This is a genomic window from Bacillus sp. 22-7 (genome assembly GCF_010628845.1).
In the GTDB taxonomy this organism is placed as follows: domain Bacteria; phylum Bacillota; class Bacilli; order Bacillales; family Cytobacillaceae; genus Cytobacillus; species Cytobacillus firmus_B.
Map to the genome: position 1 here is coordinate 117,395 of NZ_NJQY01000006.1, position 18,514 is coordinate 135,908.

Sequence of the window (18,514 nt, forward strand, 5' to 3'; positions counted from 1 at the left end):
AGATTTCCGGTAAGTGGCTAAATTCTGTAAATCTTTATACAGAAACATTCTCGGCATATACAGGTTCCCGCCTTAACACTTGACCAGCGGTTACCCCTAAGTACTTCCCTTTTTCTGCAGCCAGCTGTCCGTTAACAATTACATAGTTAATACCTGAGGGCTCTTGTAACGGATCCTCGTAAGTAGCATTGTCACGAATGGTTAGTGGATCAAAAATAACAATATCAGCCGCAAATCCTTCTTTTAATAACCCTCTTTTCTTTAGACGTAACAATTGAGCAGGAGCACCGGTCATTTTACGTATTGCCTGTTCAAGCGTAAGGGCATTATTGTCTCTTACAAAGTGCCCCAATACTCTCGGATACGTACCATATAAGCGAGGATGAGGTTTTCCTCCAAAAATGCCATCAGATCCTACAATTTGTAATGGATGCTGTATTCCACCAGTAATTACTTCTTCATCACCCCAGTGTACAAGCATAGTAATTCCCGCACTTTCTTCAAGAAGAAGTTTGAATGCTGCATCGGCAGGTTCAACATTTAAGAGATTGGCAATTTCCACCATATTCTTTCCTTCAGCCCACCGATTTTTATCCGTTGAGACGGATGTAAGCGTGATATTCTCCCACCCGCAATTCAATACCCAATTTTCATAATCGGAATTATGTTTTAAGTCCTCTTTTATGCGGGCTTGTACGCTAGATTCCTTTAGCTTTTCCAACAATTCTGCTGTACCGCCAGAATGCATCCAAGGTGGTAATATAGCATGAAAAACAGTAGACCCTGCTGTATATGGATATTGATCAAATGTTACTTCTATCCCTTCTGACCTCGCTTCATCCATTCTTACTAGAGCCTGTTCATACTTTGATCGATTAATTTTCCCAGCAACCTTAAAGTGGGAAACATGCAGCCGTACCCCCGATTGTCTTGCTACATCAATAACTTCATCTAGCGCCTCTAGTGATTTGTTGCTTTCATTGCGAATATGAACCACAAAGCAACCATCGTACTTCGCTGCACCTTTGCAAATTTCAATTAATTCGTCTTTGCAGGAAAATACATTAGGAGGATAAACCAGGCCTGAAGACAACCCCACAGCTCCCTGTTTCATGCCTTCCTCGACAAGATCCCTCATTTTCTCCATTTCTTCTTTAGTAGCTTGCCGGCCATCAAATCCCATTACCAATGTACGTACAGCTCCATGAGGAACTAGATAAGCTGCATTGCCGGAAATTTTAGATTGATCCAAAAATTCAAGGTACTCTTCAATCGTATTCCATGGCCAATCTCCAATATCGCCGTTTAGCCCCTTTAATTGCTTTTGCCAAAGGGGTTTTGTTTGTTCAGATACAGGCGCTACAGATATCCCGTCCTGCCCAAATAATTCTGTTGTTACCCCTTGCAAAACCTTAATTTTATGAATCTCTGGTTTGGTACATAGAAGGTCCGAGTGTACATGTGTATCGATAAACCCTGGAGTGACAGCCATTTTTTCTGCATCGATAACTCGATTTGCACTTTCATTCTTCAAATCGCCAATTTTACGGATAATACCATCTTTAATCCCAATATCAGATTTTGTCCAAGGATTTTCTGTTCCGTCATAAATACGTCCATTTTTAATGATTAAATCAAACATAATTTTCCTCCTAAAATAATAGATTGATTTTTCTTATATGGATGGAATAAATGCTTACCCTATAGAAGTTTTCTTAATGTGAGGGTTTTCAACTTTTTTGTTTCCCCACATTTTGATGATAATTTGTTCAGATGGCCGAGGAGTTAAACAGCTGACAGCGATCATCAAAATTACGGATAGAGCTGTTGCAGTTACAATGGTTTGCATTCCAAAGGGATTCGGAAAAAGCTCACCAAGAATGATATAGCTGATTAACCCTGTATACATTGAGACAATAGCTCCCCATGCATTAGCTCTTTTCCAATAAAGACCGAATACAATGGGTGCAAAAAAGGTAGCTTCCAGTCCACCTATCGCATAAATTACTAAAAATTGCAGATAGTCTGGTGGTGTTAGAGCAAACAATACCACTCCTAGTCCAATAATCAGGGTAGAGAAATAAGATAACTTAGCTACTTTTCTTTCACTTGCTTTAGGATTGATGTAATTTAAATATATATCTTTTACAACAGAAGCACTCGTCACAAGTAGCATTGAGTTGACCGTTGACATAATAGCTGCTAGCGGAGCCGAAAGTACGAGTCCAGCAACCCATCCCGGCATTATATCTAATATTAATGTCGGCAATGCCATATCTGGTGCTGATAAATCCGGATATAAAACCCTTACAAACGGACCAAGAGTTGCAAAAAATATGGAAAACAACGCCATAATCATTCCACTATAGATTATGGACTTATGCATTGAATCAGTATTTTTGAAGGTCATTCCCCTAACTGAAGCATGTGGTAAACCAATGGCTGCGATGCCAAAAAGCATAAAGTAGGAAAAAAGCATTAATGGTGTTGCTCCTGACGGTCCTGGTAATTCTACCATTTCCGGGTGTTCAGCAACTAGCTTTCCTATTAGGCCACTAAATCCGTCCGTTTTAATTAAAAAGAAAATCCAAAGCAGCACTCCACCAAAAATCATAATGATGCCCTGAATAGCATCTGTTAATGCAACTGCTCTAAAACCACCGTATACAGTATACAGAACAACAGCTAGCCCAAAAATAAGTAATCCAGTTTTATAGGGTAAACCCGTTATTGATTCTAAAATGCGGGCTCCTCCTACAAATTGAGCTACCATATAGGCACTGATAAAAAGGATAACCCCGATAGAACTTCCCAGCACTACCGCTTTACTTTCATATCTTTCCTTGAAAAAATCCGTTAAAGTGACAGCATTAATTTTCCTTGCCACTATCGCAAACTTTTTCCCAAGAATCCCTAATATATATACACCCATTCCAACTTGTGTAAGGAGAATAAGCACCCAGCTAAATCCTGATGTATATGCCACCCCTGGAGAACCGATAAAAGTGCCGGCGCTTGCTGCCGAAGCTAAAATAGTGAAGGTCAATACAAATGGTCCAAGAGATCGGCCTCCAATAAAATAATCCTCCTGAAAGTTTGCATTTTTAACCTTCATTTTCTTGTGAAGAACAATCCCGATTGCAAACGTAGCAATTAAAGTAAGAAATATCGGTATAAGAACATCCCATTTCATTGAGTGAGCACCTACCTTTCATCCTCAGCTTCAATCGACATATCCTTATAAAAGAACTTAATCATGAAATAAGGAAGGATACAAAAAATCGCTGTGCCCATAATCCCTCCCCAAAAGAACCAAGCAGGAAAACCAAGAATATAAGTCATTGAATCTGCGGTTTTGTTAAGCCCAAGCCATAACGATACACCCCCGACCAGAAGAATGTTTATTACAAATAAGCCTACCGTAGCCCACATTTCTCTCGTACATTGGGAATACCTGCTGTCCTCAATAAAATCATCTTGATCACTCACTAAACAATACCTCCTTTTGATGTTTTTACTTCATTTCAATATAAAAATTGACGTTACAACTTCATTTATCAGTATAAATACTCAATATATCATTAGTCAACATAATAATCTTAATTTTTTGATTATTATTAATAAATTGATTGTTAAGAAATATTTCCATGAATCTCATTTTTTCAACTGTAAAGTAGGCAATAAAAAACTTTTGTTGCTGATTTTTGCTTGACGATTTCCACCAATCCAAGGGTATAAACTTTAATCACAGTGTTCTTTTGCCCTCCTCATTAGCACTCATCACAATCGGAGTGTTACGAAAGACATTCTTATCAATAAAACCTTCAAATACAGATATGTTCTCGCTAATTTAACAGCTATTTGCTCCATTAAAATAATGTAAAATAAAAAGAAAAAATTGAAAGCATGATAAAATTTATAAAAATTCAGAAATATATTTCGCACAAAAAATCAGGAGGATAAAAAAGATGAAAGACATTGAAAGAATAGAAATAAAAGCATGGAAAGACAAATATCCTTTACTGAATAAGCTCATATCGACAGAAGAGGTTTTTTGGATCAATCCTAATCTGGAAACGTTTCAAACTGGAATTAAAAAATCTCCCCTTACTCTAGAAGATGTAAAAGATGCAGAGGAAAGGCTGCAACGTTTTGCACCATTTATCTCTAAAGCTTTTCCTGAAACAAAAGAATCCAATGGTATCATAGAATCTCCTTTAGTGAGAATACCTTCAATGAAAAAATCCTTAGAGCAGAATTATCAGCAGCCTATTCCAGGAGAATTATTATTAAAATGCGATAGTCACCTTCCTATATCCGGATCTATTAAAGCAAGAGGCGGGATTTATGAAATTCTCAAGCATGCAGAAAAATTAGCGTTTCAACATCAATTGTTAACCATTCAAGATGATTATTCGATTTTAGATAGTGAAAAATTTCGAACATTTTTTTCACAATACTCAGTCGCAGTAGGCTCGACTGGAAACTTAGGACTTAGTATTGGCATCATAAGTGTAAAATTAGGTTTTAATGTTTCTGTTCATATGTCAGCTGATGCAAAACAGTGGAAAAAAGAATTGCTCAGAAGCAAAAATGTCAAAGTTATTGAATATGAAGATGACTACAGTAAAGCGGTAGAAGAAGGCCGATCCCAGGCATATAGTGACCCAGCATGTTATTTTGTGGATGATGAAAATTCTCAAGACCTATTTTTAGGTTATGCAGTGGCTGCATCTCGATTGAAGCAGCAATTGGAAGAGTCAGGGATCATAATAGATAAAAATCACCCTTTATTTGTTTACCTTCCATGCGGAGTAGGCGGCGGTCCTGGAGGCGTAGCCTTTGGTTTAAAATTATTGTTTCAAGACAATGTTCACTGTTTTTTTGCAGAACCCACCCACTCGCCATGTATGCTGCTCGGCTTAATGACTGGCCTTCATGATAAAATTTCTGTACAAGATATTGGCATTGATAATCTTACAGACGCTGATGGGCTTGCTGTAGGGAGGCCATCGGGATTTGTTGGTAAAACTATAGAGCCGTTTCTAGGTGGAACTTATACTGTCAGCGATGAACTGCTTTATAAGTTATTAAAGGAACTAGTTGATACAGAGGGCATCCAGTTAGAACCTTCTGCATTAGCAGGACTGATTGGACCAAGTAAATTATGCAGTGAAGGTAAAGATTATTTACACATGCACGGTTTAACGGAAGCAATGAATAAGGGTACACATATTGTGTGGGCGACAGGCGGAAGCATGGTTCCTGAAAAAATGATGGCACAATATTATCAAAAAGGGCTGGAATTAGCATCGGGAAATAGAAGCAGATAACTTGACTATAATATAGGAAAACACCCCTTAGTCTGTAATCAAGCTAAGGGGTTAACTAATTAGTTTTAAAATAAAAAGGTCCTGCTTTACTGTTAATGCATCATCATCCTTTTAAAATAGGCATCACTTTATCAATTGCTTTTTGCAGTTTTTCACTATTTTCACTATACATCTGCTTAGCTTCTTTTACTTCGGTTCCAAGAGCAAACAGCTCTAAGTCTGCTTGGCATTTTTTCAGGGTCGAAAGAATTAGGGCTCGATCCTGAGGTGATGGGACTTGTAATTGATCGTCAAACAGGTCTACTGTTAACTCTCCATAGGAGTTAACTTGTCCCAGAAACACATTTTCGACCGTTACACCAAGCTTATCTAATTCAGTGTATAACCAGGCCCGGCTTCGTCCGATCGTGGCAAGCGGTTCATCCATTATAACACCATCCATAATGACAGTCTGAGGCTCTTTGATTGGAGCAATCGCCAAGTTTAGATCCTTTGGTGTTAATGGCTGATTTTCTTTCTTTAGCATGACGGACAAATCTCCAGTCGGCTCTAATACGGCGAATTCTACATCCGCCACTTGATAAACATCCTTCCTGCGAAGCAGCTCCAGTAACTCATCTGTCGTGTATCTTTCCTTTTTCATGTTATCTTCCATGATTTTTCCGTCTTTTATAAAGATAGTTCCTGTACCTTCTACAAAATCACGAAACTTTTTACTTTTTAAGGAAAGTACACCAGAGATAAAGGGTATCGCTGCAAAGATAATAACTCCGATGATCCCGTGAAAAATGCTCCGTTCAAGCCCCATAGCAACCTCAGCACCTATACTCCCAATAGAAATACCAGTGACATATTCAAAGAAAGATAACTCTGATATTTGTTTCTTTCCTAACCATTTCGTAATAAAGAATAAAATTACAACAAATAAAATTGACCGTACGGCAATATCTAACCATGCAGGCACTGATTAACACCCCCAGCAAAAATAATATCTCTTAAAAACCTTTATACTGAAATTCTTCCCGTTCCATTTCACCTATTCGCTTTTTTAAATCCGTTACTACCTCATGGACACTCATCATGGTTTCATGAAGTGTACGCTTTGATTCAAAGTCTTGAGTCCTAAGTGCTAAACTGGATAAATCGGCTTCTGCACCTTTAAGGCTGGCAAGAGTCTGTTTTACATTTGATGCAATCGTCATTTAACATCCTCCTTATCCTTTTGGCTTAAAAATAAGGGCTCCCAGCATTCCAAAAATAATGGCAGCTGAAATACCTGAACTGGTTACTTCAAACATTCCCGTGAGTACACCAACTATCCCGTGTTTTTCTGCTTCCTGCATAGCCCCATGCACAAGGGAATTGCCAAAGCTTGTAATAGGTACAGTAGCGCCTGCACCAGCAAAATCAATCAAGGGTTCATATAATCCAAATCCATCTAAAATAGCCCCTGCTACGACAAGAGAACTTAATGTATGTCCGGGTGTCAATTTAAACACATCAAACATAATCTGCCCAATGACACAAATCAAACCGCCTACGGTAAAAGCCCAAAAATAGGTCATATGGATGATTGCCCCCCATATTCAATGGATACTGCATGGGCGATACAAGGGATCGATTCGCTTTGCTGAAAAGAAAGTGGAGATAATAAGGCACCTGTGGCCACGACTAACATTCTTTTAAATTCTCCTTTCTTCATGCGATTTAATAAATGCCCATAAACGACGGTTGCTGAACAACCTGGACCACTTGCACCTGCCAGGACTGGCTGACCCTCCCGATAAATCATAAGACCGCAATCCTGGTATCGCTCTTCACTGATGGAAATTCCATGCTTTTTAAATAAATCAAGGGAAACTTCACGCCCTATTTGGCCAAGATCCCCGGTGACGATTAAATCATAATAAGATGGATCAATGTTTCTTTCCGTTAAATGCGCCTCAATGGTATCTACCGCAGCAGGAGCCATGGCCCCTCCCATATTAAATGGATCTGTTAAGCCCATATCAATTACACGGCCAATTGTTGCAGATGTAACACTTGGTCCTTCACCAGAATCACTTAAAAGGGCCGCGCCAGCACCTGTGACTGTCCATTGGGCAGTAGGAGGCTTTTGTCCGCCATATTCAGTTGGATAACGAAATTGCTTTTCAACTGCTGTATCATGACTGGAGGCTCCAGTCAGTATATATTTAGCTCCATTGGTATTAACGATATAAGCAGCTAATGCAAGCCCCTCCATTGAAGTAGAACAGGCACCAAACAAACCAAAATACGGTGCTCCAATTGTCCGGCTAGCGAAACTGGTTGGCGTTATTTGATTAATTAAATCACCGGCAAAGATAAATTGTACTTGATCCTTTTGGATTCCGCCTTTTTCCATCGCTTTCTGACAAGCTTCTTCAAAAAGGACTTTATGTGCTTTTTCATAGGAATCTTGTCCAAGCCATAAATCAGCATGAAGAGTATCAAAGTCATCCGGTATAGCTCCATTGGCTTCAAAGGGTCCCCCAATAGTTCCAGTCGAAATAATGACGGGCTTTTGTTCGAATATCCATGTACGATGGCCTGCAAGCATTATAAACCACCCCATCTGATTAAAATTGTCTTAATTAAGGCAATGACAAAGGCAGAAAAAACACCGAATAAAATAACCGAACCCGCCAATTTAAATATATTACCGCCTACGCCCAAGACAAATCCTTCGGTTCGATGTTCCATGGCAGGTGATATGACTGCATTGCCAAAACCAGTTACGGGTACCGCTGTCCCAGCCCCCCCAAATTGGGCAATTCGGTCATATACACCAAAACCAGTAAAAAGCATTGTAATAAAAATTAACGTTCCAACCGTCGGGTTGCCGGCCGTTTGCTCTGTAAAATCAAAATAATAAATGTAAAAATCCTGAATAAACTGGCCAATAAGACAGATGAGACCGCCTATTAGAAAGGCTTTTATACAATTTTTCACAACCGGCCTTTTGATTTCGCGCTGTTTTTGCAGTTCCTGGTATTCCTGCTGGACTGGTGAAAGCTGTTTCTTTTGATTATTTGACATGGCTTCATCCCCCACTTTACGTCTGTTCCTTAATAAGATTTTTAAGTTTTTTCAAATCCTTTTTTAAGTTTTTCTTATTCGTTTTGTTTTTTTGCAGTCTTTCTTCAATTTTTTGGAGTTCCCATAACATTTTTTTATCGGACGAAACGACAACCATGTGATTGGGATACATTTTTTCCAAGTCGGATGTTACGGTCTTCTCGATACTTTTTAAGCGAAAACGGTCGAAATTTTCTACCTTTATCGCCGCTAGAAGCTCCTTATCTGTATTCACAGCCCTAACATCCGTAATTTCGTCCTTAGTTTTAATCTTTTCTTTAGCGTGGTTAGCGATAGATTGATCGAATGGCTTCCCTGTATGTACTTGCGAAACACTAGACTTTTTATTGTTATTATCCAATTGATTTTCATTACATCCAGAGCTTAGTCCGATAATGATTAGCAATAATATAAGAATTTTAAAATTAGCTATGTTGACTTTCATGAAAATCACCTCATTTTATCCATTCAAAATCGGGAAAAAGGTTGGCCGATATCCAACCAACCTTTTGTATCGTGTTAATGATTATTGTTTGTATTGAGGTTCTTCTTGTTCAATTTGCTGAACACGCGGTGAAATACTGTCCACTACGGCTTGAGTTTGTTTAGCGGCATCTTGATACAGCTGCTTCGCTTGTTCATTATCTGTACTAAGAGCAAATGTTTCAAAGCTCGCCTGAGTACTTTTTAGTCCTGCCAGAGCTGTTTTAACGTCATTGATGACTGTCATGAATGGCACCTCCTTTGTTTTTTTAGGACCTTTTTAGAATGCTTTAAAAAACGATTTTTATGCTTGAAATTTTCCGGATAGAACCTACTTTGGCTAACCAAGCGAGAATTTATGTCAATTCTTTATTTGTAAACCAATGCCATTCATTCTTCCTATTCCTCTTGAAAAATAGACAAGGGAGAGAATATAAATTCTCTCCCTTGTCTTGGTCTTAGCTGGCCATTTCTTTTTTCAATTTAAGTCCCTGCTTTATCCTAACAAAATTTATTTAGGACTTATATGTATCCCTTCACTCTCTCGCCAATCTGCATACAGGATACGCTTTATACTATCATATCCATTGGCAGTTAATTGGTTAGCTAACCACTGTTGATCAAACCCGAGTTCATGTAAATTATCCCATAGAATTTCCCCATCTATAATTAACGATGTAGGGAGTTCTGCTGGACTTTCAGGAAGATTGAAATCTTGTTTTTCTGGTTTTTGATACTTGGATTTTAATAATAAACTTATTTGTCCATTAGCTTCCAATATACCGTATTTGACTTCACGAACTGAAAAGACATGATTTTGTCGAAGTATACTCAATACTTGATTTACATCCAGTTTGTTCTTTTTAAGTAACTTTCTGTCCATAACACCATCTCGAATGATGATGTTAGGATTGCCTAATAAGAGAGAACGTGCCGATTTACTTTTTAGAGTCATAAACTCTATTCCCAGCATAAGAAACGTCCACAATCCAATTGCATATAAAAAATGAAAGACCCCTACCTGATCTTGATAAATGGTATTTCCTAATAAATCTCCAAGTACTAACACAAAAACTAAGTGAAACGGGGTTAACTGATTGATGGATGTTCTGCCTGTTATGATAATGATAAAAAATAAAGTTGCAAAACCAACGATGACTTTAATCGTCAGTAAACCAATTTGAACTTCTTCCAAAGTTTTTCCTCCAGTTTATATTTTACTTAGCTGTATCTTGAGGTTTCGATAAAGAGGCTAGAGAACTGGCTGCCGATACCGCTGAATATCATACGGAAAGGTCCGAGGATCTAAAGGCAGGTATGCAGTTCTAATAAACGTATTTCCTTATGATATACATTTGTCATTTATATTTATTTAAAAAGCAATTCAAACTCTTTGAACTACCTGTTTTGTATTACCGTTTTTAGTAAATAAACCATCGAAACCCGTGTTCAGAGTTCTTAAACATGGGTTTTCGATTTTTCAAAGAACAAAAAACAGGATACATCAACTTATAATAATGGAGAAAGCAGGCGGGCACCCTGTTCAACAAACCGCTTGGTCAGGGATCGCTGCATTAAGTCTTCAATTCTTAATGGTATAGAATCAGAAAGATCCCTCTCGAACTGCTCTGCAAGTTCCCTTGCCACATCAGCACTGTACACGACTTGACACACTTCATAATTCAGGCGAAAGCTTCTCATATCATAGTTTGCTGCGCCTACTTCTGCAATTTCTCCATCAATGATCATCAGTTTTGCATGTAACATTCCTTTATCGTACTGATAGATTTGGACCCCAGCTTCTATAAGCTCTCCGTAATAGGTTTGACTTGCAAAACCCACGATTTTTTTATCAATATGGCGGGGAACCAGTAATCTTACGCGTACACCACGAGCCACAGCTGTCTTTAATGCCATAATAATATCTGTTTCTGGTATAAAGTAAGGCGTTGATATATCAATGGTTTTGCTCGCTTGTGTTATCAATATAAAGTAAGCTTGGCGAATAACTGGTGTGGGAATTCCAGGGTTTCCTTCCAGCGTATGGATGTATGCCTTATGCAATTCTCCTGTCTTTGATTGGGTATTGTCTGTTTTACCTTCTATAGGCCATAACTCAGATCCTAATTCGGCAGACCATCTTGAAAGATCTATGCTGCTGGCTGGATTGATTTCCTTTGATTTATATTTTTGGGTTTTGGTACTCTTTTTCGTTGCATCAGATTTCGCTTTTGACTTTATCCGTTCTGGTACAGCGATATTCCAATGAACGTCGAAGATAGCCTGCAAGTCTCCAGCTGCTTCGCCTTTAATTTGCAAATGAGTGTCCCTCCAGAATCCAACGTCCGGCCTTAATCCTGTATATTCATACCCAATGTTCATACCACCAGCAAAGGATTCCTTACTGTCAATAGTGACAATCTTACAATGATCCCGATAATTCCAATTGGACAAAACCCAGGGAAATTTTAAAGGGAAAATTGTCCGGCATTCGATCCCTGCTTCCACCATCTGAAGAATTTTTTGTCGCGGAAATTTTTTACTCCCCCAAGCATCTCTAATAAAACGAACCCGCACTCCATTTACTGCTTTTTCTATCAGCAGTTCTGTAATACGATTACCAATTTGGTCGTTACGATAGATGAAATATTCCAGATCAATGGTTTTTTGGGCTTTTTGCAGGGATTCGATAAGCTGATCATATTTTGCGATTCCATTGTTTAGTACTTGGACTTTGCCGATTCGAAGCCCGCCTACAGAAAAATACCTTAAAGCATTGGCGATGATCGATGCAGAATCACTATATGTCTCAGGCAACTTATCAGACTTATTATCAGAAAAGGTCAATCTTTTACGATGAATAAGATTGGGATTTGATATGCTAAGATATAATAAGAAACCAATGACAGGCAAAACAAGGGCGATTACTATCCAATTCAAAGCTTTGGAAGGCCGCCGAACTTCCCAAATGGCTATGAATAAGATAAAGACCGTATTTAACAGGTATAGAAAGTAAATCCATTCCAACTAAAATTCCTCCTTAGTTTTTCCATTAACATGTACAAACCATGCAGTAAGTATACGTATGGAATATGGAGGAATTGGTCAGGCAGACTTTTACTCATGAGTTATGAGATTCTAAACGAGGAAAGTGTGCGGTTAAAGAAATTTTCAAAGACTTATTCCAAAAAGTAACGTACCTATGAAGGGTGTGTATAATTATAAAAAATAATTAAATATTTATGCATTTTTGTATTTAAATTATATTTTGAATCCGTTATAATAATATTGGTCGAACTATTCAAACAGTTGACCCCCTATATTTTGAGCTTAGAGTATTCTAAGCTCGCTTTTTTTACAGATAAAAATATAAAAGAGCTGAACTCAAATTTAATGAGTCAGCCTCAAGAAACAAGATTAAACTTCAATTTATAGTAAAAAGGATTTGTTTCGGCGAATAACCATTCCACAGGTGCGTTTCAAAAAAATGGTTATCTTTTAGCGTTATTTCTCCGAACACTAAAACGTGACGAACTCCAACGGGCAGTCTGGAGGGTTTTGGTATGTAGCCTTATCTCAATCGTATTTGGATCGAAGATAGCTATGTCTGCCCAATATCCCTCTTGGATTAACCCCCTATCCATTAATCGTAATAATTGTGCAGGAGCTCCCGTCAATTTGAGTATTGCTTCTTCTAAAGTTATAAAGCCTTTTTTAACGAACAAACCTTCCTAAAACTCATGGATAAGTCCCATAGTGACGAGGAGCGGCTTTACTCCGAAGATACTGTAAGTAGAAATGGGTGCTGCATCCCATAATTTACGTCTAAAATCCCTGGGGCAGCTACAAGCCCCTCAATGTCATTACGGTTACTTCATCAGATTCTCTTAGAAGGCCTATTTCTTCACTTTCACCATTTTTGATACCTATATCTAATGAGGTCCATGGGTTCCCAGTTCCTTCAATACTTCAAATATATAATTACCCTCTCAAATTACTTTTTTGTAAATGGAGAAAATTCATCACTTGTCTGGTCGTATTCTTCCAACCGCTTTTGGACTTTAGTTTCCTGTGAAGCGGCTATACTTGTAACAAGTAAATTAAGTAAAGCAAAGGTGGGGGTAATCCCTTTTAAAGGAATCGGAGAAGGTGCAACAACCTTGAACAGAATATCGGAAAGCAGTCCTAAAGGGGACAGCTCATCATCTGTTATTGCAAGTACCTTTGCTCCTTTTTTCTTTGCTGCTTTAACAAACGAATTGGTTTCTTTAGTATATCGAGGAAAAGAGATGGCAACCACTAATGTTCTCTCATCGATTAATGATAAGAAATAATTAGCATCCTCTATTTCTCCCCGATATAAAAGTGTATTTCCAACTACAATATTCAGGCTGAATGTCAGCCAGTTTGCAGGACCATATGATGAACGGAAGCCGATAACTATCCGCATTTCTGAGTTTATCAATAAATCTACAGCTTTTTTATACTGGTTGTAATCTAATTGCTCTAAAGTTGATCGAACATAAGCGCTATCCTGCTCAATAACGTGCTGAATTAAGTTAATATCTTTTAGAGACTTGGATGTAGATCGAAAATCTTCTATAGGATCTGTCTTATGTAATGAATCTTCTATTAGGGAAGATTGAATTTCTTTTTGCAGTTCGCTATATCCTGAATATCCAAGTGCATATGATAATCTAATCAAGGTTGTATCGCTTGTTTGACTAGCGATACCTACCTCTTTTGCTGTTTGAAATGCAACTTCTTTAGGGAAGTCAACAATATATTTTGCTACTAATTTCTGTCTTTTTGTTAATTTATTAAATTGTTTCCTTATTCTCTCATTATAATTATCCATAAAGTGAACCCTTCCTGATGAGTTAATCTTGGTAAGTTACATCTGAATTGCCTTAGTCACCTTTGAGAAAAAAGAACGTTACACGCTGTAACGCCCTCAGACAATATATTAAAAAATATAAAGGTACCTTCTTATCATATATGGTTTTATTATCAAAATAAAGAAATTTTATAATCTTACATCTTTTCTAAGAGTAAAGCATTTACACGGTTACTTCGGTTCGAAAATAACCATAAGCTGCTCTGGATAATTCAGCAATTTTTCTTGCACCCTCAGCTTCTGATTTGTTGCCAATTGAAAATGCGGAAATGATAAACCTTCCTTTGTTATCTGGCAGCTCCACGATTCCTGCGTCATTTACAACACTTGCAACGGTGCCTGTTTTATGAGCGACAACTGTAGTCGCAGGTAATAAGTAAGGTATCCTATTACGGAATTGCTGCTTTTCAAGAATTTCAAACATATCATCACAAGCTTTTTCCGAAATTAATTGTTTATTTGCAATCTTTTCTAATAACAACGCCATATCAAATGCAGTTGTTACATTATTATCTATACTTTCTTGGAACACAATCGAATTATAATCAATTTCACCATTTTTAAATCGACGGTTTATTTCATGATAAAGTTCAAGTGAAAATCCTTGTGGCGGAAGTCCAACACATGAACAAAGAAGTTCCCAGCAGCTAAAACGAATGTAAGTATTGTTTAGCCCGACTTCTTTCATATATTGATTTACATTTTCTTTACCTATAATACGCAATATCTTATCTGTTCCAACATTATCACTTACAATGATCATCATTGTTGCTAAATTTTTTATGGTAACATCGATTCCTGGAATTAACTCTTTAAATATACCGGATCCATTTACTAAGTCTGCTTCTTCAAGCCGGATACGCTCTTGCAAATTGACCTTCCCTAAATGAACATCACGGTATAAAGCGGCCAAAATGGGAATCTTAAAGACACTGGCAGCCTGGAAAAAACGGTTCTCATTGATTGCAGCAGTCTCTCCGGTTTCCAAATGTTTAACATATACACCAAAAGTACCACTGGCATCCCGTAAAACTTCTTCTAGACGATCCTTTAAACTCATAGCAAACACCCCTCCATCTTTTGTATATACGGTTTCATTTATTTAACAACTTGTTTTGTTGAAACTTTAGGGAATTGTCTAAAGTGATAAGAAATACCCCATGGTTCATTGTTATCATCTACTAAAATTTCAGCTATTTCTGTAGAGTCGTTAACATATGCAATAAAAGCATTTTCTTTTACAAACATGATAGGTATCTCAGCTTTTTGTGAAATAAGAACCGGCTTTCCATCTTTTATTACAATCGATACTTTCATTCCTTCATTTGACTCATATTCTCCTTGGTACTGTTCCAGCCGCTCTTCACCAATCTCGTATTCTTCAAAGGAAATGTGAGATGCCTCTACTTCCCTTCCTGCATAGGCATTAAATGCAAGCTGCATAACACGTGCAGCAGGAACACCTGCCAAATTTGTCAGGACCACACCTGAAACTCCTTTTTCAGGTAAAATACTTAATTGTGCAGAAATTGCCTTTAACCCTCCACCATGTTCAACCAGAGTAGTACCAAAATAGTCAGGGGTAATCATTAACCCATAGCCATAAAACCTTCCTGGCTGTGTTTGAATATGAGGTTTAACCATTTCTTTTACACTTTCCTCAGATAAGATTCGCTTACCGTTTACTACACCAGCATTACGGAAAATTTCGGCGTACCTTAACATGTCCCCAGCAGTCGATTTTAGAAAGCCTGCAGCTCGCATAGATGGAGCGTCCCACCAAATCGGAGCAGGAATAATACGCTTCGTTCCTTCACTACTGTCCTCTGCATAACAAGTGGTGATATTTTCATAGTCACCATATTCCTCGATCATGAAGCAGCTGTATTTCATACCACAAGGAGAAAGGATATGATCATATACATATTGTTCGTAGCTTTTCCCGCTAACACGTTCGATGATGGTTCCTAATAAAGCATATGCATCATTTGAATAACTAAACTGTGTACCAGGGTCCCCTAATAATTCAAAATCCTGGTCTGCAATAAACTGCATAAGTTGTTCATATGTGTCGATTGGTTCGTAATTTTCCTGCTCGATCTTTAAACCTGGATAATTTTGTGCAGATGGGTCAATATCCATCGATCGTTTCATTGCATAAACTAGAGAGGACATTGGAGGTAAACCAGATGAGTGTGTCATGAAGTGGTGAATGGTGATTTGTTTTAGCGCCTCTTTATTATTAACGTTGAATTCCGGCAGGTATTTGATTACCGGATCATGAACATTTAATTTTCCTGCTTCCTGCAGCTGCATAATAGCCACACAAGAATATGATTTTGTGATGGACCCAATCCCGAAAACAGTATCTTCTGTTACAGGCAATGCATCCTCCACGTTACGGAACCCAAATCCTTTATGGTAAACGATTTCTCCTTCTTGGGCAATTGCTACTGAGGTACCAGGAATCATGTGTTTTTCCGTTAACTTTTGCACAGTCTCTTCAAATGCTTTAAAATTTTCTGCTTTTTTCATTTCTTTTCCTCCTATATTGTTTTTATAAAGGACTTGCAGTCCGTTTTCAGTATTTATTTAGCTGAGGTTTGAAGATTTTTTATAGGCAGATGTGCATTGACAAAATCGAGCATTGCATTCAGCCTAGCTATTCTTAATTCAGGTTTTCCATATTGAAGGAGGCCATGGCTGGAATGGGGGATACGAACAAATTCAACCTCACCTCCATGACGCTTAATATGGGAATAAAACTGCTCGGCCTGCTCAATGGGACATCGCAAATCACTTTCATTATGCAGCAGCAAAAGCGGTGTCTTTACATGATCTGCATAAGCAAGTGGCGAAAACCTCCAAAGTGTTTCAGGGTCTGTTTTTCCCAGAAACTCCTGTTCAACGAAATAGGGGGATATATCGCTTGTACCATACATAGAAATCCAATTGGAAATACATCCTTCAGATACGGCTGCAAAAAATCGATCTGTACGAGTGATAAGCCAATTCACCATAAATCCGCCGTAGCTAATACCATTAACAGCTACCCGATTCTCGTCAAGAAAGTGATAGTTTTGTAAGGCATAATCTAAACCATTCAAGATGTCCTTCATATCTTTGCCGCCATAATCCCCATGTACTGCATTGGTAAATTCTTCACTAAATCCTGAGCTGCCTCGTGGATTTGTATAGATAACGGCGTACCCCTGCGCAGCAAATAGCTGCAATTGGTGGAAATAGGAGAAACCATATGCAGAATGCGGCCCTCCATGAATGTCAAGTATAACTGGATATTTCTTCTTAGGATCAAAATTAGCCGGCTTTAGTAAAAATCCCTGTATATGCCAATTGTCTTCAGATCTATACGTAAAGACCTCCGGTTCTACCACTTTTAGTTCGGATAACAACTCGTCGTTGCAGTCATCCAGACGAATCTCAGTTTCAGGAAAGAGTGGCATGCGGATTTGAGAAAAAGCTTCCTTTGGCTGCCGATACTTACAATCGACTGTACTAGCTTCATCAATCCTAATTACTGCTGCTTTTCCAGGGTGATTAACTGTCGAATAGGCTATAGTAATCGTTTCAACTCCGTCGTAGGAATAATGAAATATCGTCCGGTCCCCACCTATAATGATTTCTGCTCGATCATCGTTTTCATCAATCGGGAATCTTACAATTTCATTCCGTCCTTCCCGTGTTCCGAGACCATATACATAGCTGCTATTATTTGACCACTGAGGGCGCAATGAATATCTAAGGTATCGCATATCTGTAAAAGTCATATCAGCGAGTGTATCAGGGTATTGTTTGCTTAGACACCTTGGTTTCCCACCAGCTGCAGGCATAACAAACAATTGTTTTTGGTCTGCATGGATTCCAAAAAAAGCTATCCATTTTCCATCTGGTGAGTAAGATGGCAAGCTTGCTTTCTTATTACTATAGAGCAATTCCACTTCCCCTCCGGAAGCCGGCACACGATAAATCTGTCCTCCAAAAAGAAAGTTTTCATCCTCACTGCTTGTGCTGAAAGCAATATACTTACCGTCAGGGGAAACAACAGGCTCATGGACGTCAGTTGTTCCTCGTGTTAACTGTGTAAACGAACAGGTTTCTATATTAATTGCCACAAGTTGACGCTTTTGCGGTTTGTGGAAACCAATCCCATCAGATTTATAATAAAGATTAGTGTAATGTTTAGGTCCATTTCCCCATGACATGTTTCCTTTCTCTATATCGCTTTCGGCTTCACTCATCGTTTTTTGGTCATGAAAAGTTTCGAGTTTTGAATTTCCTGCTACGGGAACCAACCCGTAAATCGTACTGCCGTCAGGCGACCATACAATCGAACTGATTCCCCGCAGAAATCTCGTCAGACACCGGGCCTCTCCGCCGTCAAGAGATAGTAGCCATACCTGCCGTCCATAAGCACGGTTTGAGATAAATGCAATTGTTTTTCCATCTGGTGACCAGACTGGATTGGTATTACTTGTGCCGGAGGACGTCAAAATTTTTCTCGATTTACCGTGCACATCGCTTAAATACAGGTGTGTTTCATAAATATTTTCTTTCACACATGTGACGGTTCTTTCATATACAACCTGTTTTCCATCAGGCGATATAGTGGGATTACTTGGCCATTCAAATTTATAAATATCTTCAGGTACTGTAGTTCGGAAACTCATTTCAACTCTCCCTT

The 18,514-nt window shown here is 38.3% G+C and carries 18 protein-coding genes; 1 reads left to right on the plus strand and 17 read right to left on the minus strand.

From position 1 onward, the window contains the following. Positions 1 to 34: 34 nt before the first annotated feature. Genes CE058_RS04505 through CE058_RS04515 form a run of 3 tightly spaced genes read right to left on the minus strand, consistent with a single transcriptional unit; the run spans position 35 to position 3,489 of the window. Positions 35 to 1,642 (minus strand): N-acyl-D-amino-acid deacylase family protein, encoded by a 1,608-nt coding sequence (locus CE058_RS04505; RefSeq protein WP_019382204.1) that lies wholly within the window; start codon positions 1,640 to 1,642, stop codon positions 35 to 37. A 54-nt stretch (positions 1,643 to 1,696) separates the two neighbouring features. After that, positions 1,697 to 3,193 carry a sodium/pantothenate symporter gene (gene panF, locus CE058_RS04510; RefSeq protein ID WP_019382205.1) on the minus strand — a complete coding sequence of 499 codons (1,497 nt, stop codon included), beginning with the start codon at positions 3,191 to 3,193 and terminating at the stop codon, positions 1,697 to 1,699. An 11-nt stretch (positions 3,194 to 3,204) separates the two neighbouring features. Continuing rightward, positions 3,205 to 3,489, minus strand: a complete 285-nt coding sequence (locus CE058_RS04515) for a DUF997 family protein (RefSeq protein WP_019382206.1) — start codon at positions 3,487 to 3,489, stop codon at positions 3,205 to 3,207. Positions 3,490 to 3,968: 479 nt separating this feature from the next. Here CE058_RS04515 and CE058_RS04520 point away from each other — a divergent pair, with 479 nt between their 5' ends. Further along, positions 3,969 to 5,333 carry a D-serine ammonia-lyase gene (locus tag CE058_RS04520; RefSeq protein ID WP_019382208.1) on the plus strand — a complete coding sequence of 455 codons (1,365 nt, stop codon included), beginning with the start codon at positions 3,969 to 3,971 and terminating at the stop codon, positions 5,331 to 5,333. A gap of 103 nt (positions 5,334 to 5,436) precedes the next feature. Here the strand turns inward: CE058_RS04520 and CE058_RS04525 are convergent, their stop codons facing one another. From CE058_RS04525 to CE058_RS04590, 14 genes are all read right to left on the minus strand, one after another. Next, entirely contained in the window at positions 5,437 to 6,297 is an 861-nt protein-coding gene (locus tag CE058_RS04525; protein WP_019382209.1) for a DUF421 domain-containing protein, read from the minus strand. A 31-nt stretch (positions 6,298 to 6,328) separates the two neighbouring features. Next, positions 6,329 to 6,535 carry a DUF1657 domain-containing protein gene (locus CE058_RS04530; RefSeq protein WP_061791255.1) on the minus strand — a complete coding sequence of 69 codons (207 nt, stop codon included), beginning with the start codon at positions 6,533 to 6,535 and terminating at the stop codon, positions 6,329 to 6,331. Between the two features lie 12 nt (positions 6,536 to 6,547). Further along, on the minus strand, positions 6,548 to 6,898 hold the full coding sequence (spoVAE, locus tag CE058_RS04535) for a stage V sporulation protein AE (protein ID WP_019382211.1): 351 nt from the start codon (positions 6,896 to 6,898) through the stop codon (positions 6,548 to 6,550). After that, positions 6,895 to 7,914, minus strand: a complete 1,020-nt coding sequence (gene spoVAD, locus CE058_RS04540) for a stage V sporulation protein AD (RefSeq protein WP_019382212.1) — start codon at positions 7,912 to 7,914, stop codon at positions 6,895 to 6,897. The genes spoVAE and spoVAD overlap by 4 nt, the downstream gene beginning before the upstream one ends. Then, positions 7,914 to 8,393 carry a stage V sporulation protein AC gene (gene spoVAC, locus CE058_RS04545; RefSeq protein ID WP_019382213.1) on the minus strand — a complete coding sequence of 160 codons (480 nt, stop codon included), beginning with the start codon at positions 8,391 to 8,393 and terminating at the stop codon, positions 7,914 to 7,916. The genes spoVAD and spoVAC overlap by 1 nt, the downstream gene beginning before the upstream one ends. Before the next feature lie 16 nt (positions 8,394 to 8,409). Then, positions 8,410 to 8,877: a YhcN/YlaJ family sporulation lipoprotein gene (locus CE058_RS04550; RefSeq protein ID WP_019382214.1), complete on the minus strand. Its 468-nt coding sequence runs from the start codon at positions 8,875 to 8,877 to the stop codon at positions 8,410 to 8,412. A gap of 81 nt (positions 8,878 to 8,958) precedes the next feature. Beyond that, the gene (locus tag CE058_RS04555) at positions 8,959 to 9,162 is read right to left on the minus strand and encodes a DUF1657 domain-containing protein (protein WP_019382215.1); all 204 of its coding nucleotides are present in this window, start codon (positions 9,160 to 9,162) and stop codon (positions 8,959 to 8,961) included. Positions 9,163 to 9,426: 264 nt separating this feature from the next. Then, positions 9,427 to 10,110 carry a DUF421 domain-containing protein gene (locus CE058_RS04560; RefSeq protein ID WP_163140553.1) on the minus strand — a complete coding sequence of 228 codons (684 nt, stop codon included), beginning with the start codon at positions 10,108 to 10,110 and terminating at the stop codon, positions 9,427 to 9,429. 314 nt (positions 10,111 to 10,424) lie between these two features. Beyond that, on the minus strand, positions 10,425 to 11,942 hold the full coding sequence (locus tag CE058_RS04565) for a phospholipase D-like domain-containing protein (protein ID WP_163140555.1): 1,518 nt from the start codon (positions 11,940 to 11,942) through the stop codon (positions 10,425 to 10,427). Between the two features lie 464 nt (positions 11,943 to 12,406). Continuing rightward, positions 12,407 to 12,559 carry a hypothetical protein gene (locus tag CE058_RS25005; RefSeq protein WP_261391757.1) on the minus strand — a complete coding sequence of 51 codons (153 nt, stop codon included), beginning with the start codon at positions 12,557 to 12,559 and terminating at the stop codon, positions 12,407 to 12,409. Between the two features lie 350 nt (positions 12,560 to 12,909). After that, the gene (locus tag CE058_RS04575) at positions 12,910 to 13,773 is read right to left on the minus strand and encodes a MurR/RpiR family transcriptional regulator (RefSeq protein WP_163140557.1); all 864 of its coding nucleotides are present in this window, start codon (positions 13,771 to 13,773) and stop codon (positions 12,910 to 12,912) included. Between the two features lie 202 nt (positions 13,774 to 13,975). Next, the gene (locus CE058_RS04580; protein ID WP_163140559.1) at positions 13,976 to 14,872 is read right to left on the minus strand and encodes a serine hydrolase; all 897 of its coding nucleotides are present in this window, start codon (positions 14,870 to 14,872) and stop codon (positions 13,976 to 13,978) included. Positions 14,873 to 14,910: 38 nt separating this feature from the next. Continuing rightward, positions 14,911 to 16,347 carry a serine hydrolase domain-containing protein gene (locus CE058_RS04585; protein ID WP_163140560.1) on the minus strand — a complete coding sequence of 479 codons (1,437 nt, stop codon included), beginning with the start codon at positions 16,345 to 16,347 and terminating at the stop codon, positions 14,911 to 14,913. 53 nt (positions 16,348 to 16,400) lie between these two features. After that, on the minus strand, positions 16,401 to 18,500 hold the full coding sequence (locus CE058_RS04590) for a S9 family peptidase (RefSeq protein WP_163140562.1): 2,100 nt from the start codon (positions 18,498 to 18,500) through the stop codon (positions 16,401 to 16,403). Positions 18,501 to 18,514: the final 14 nt, after the last annotated feature.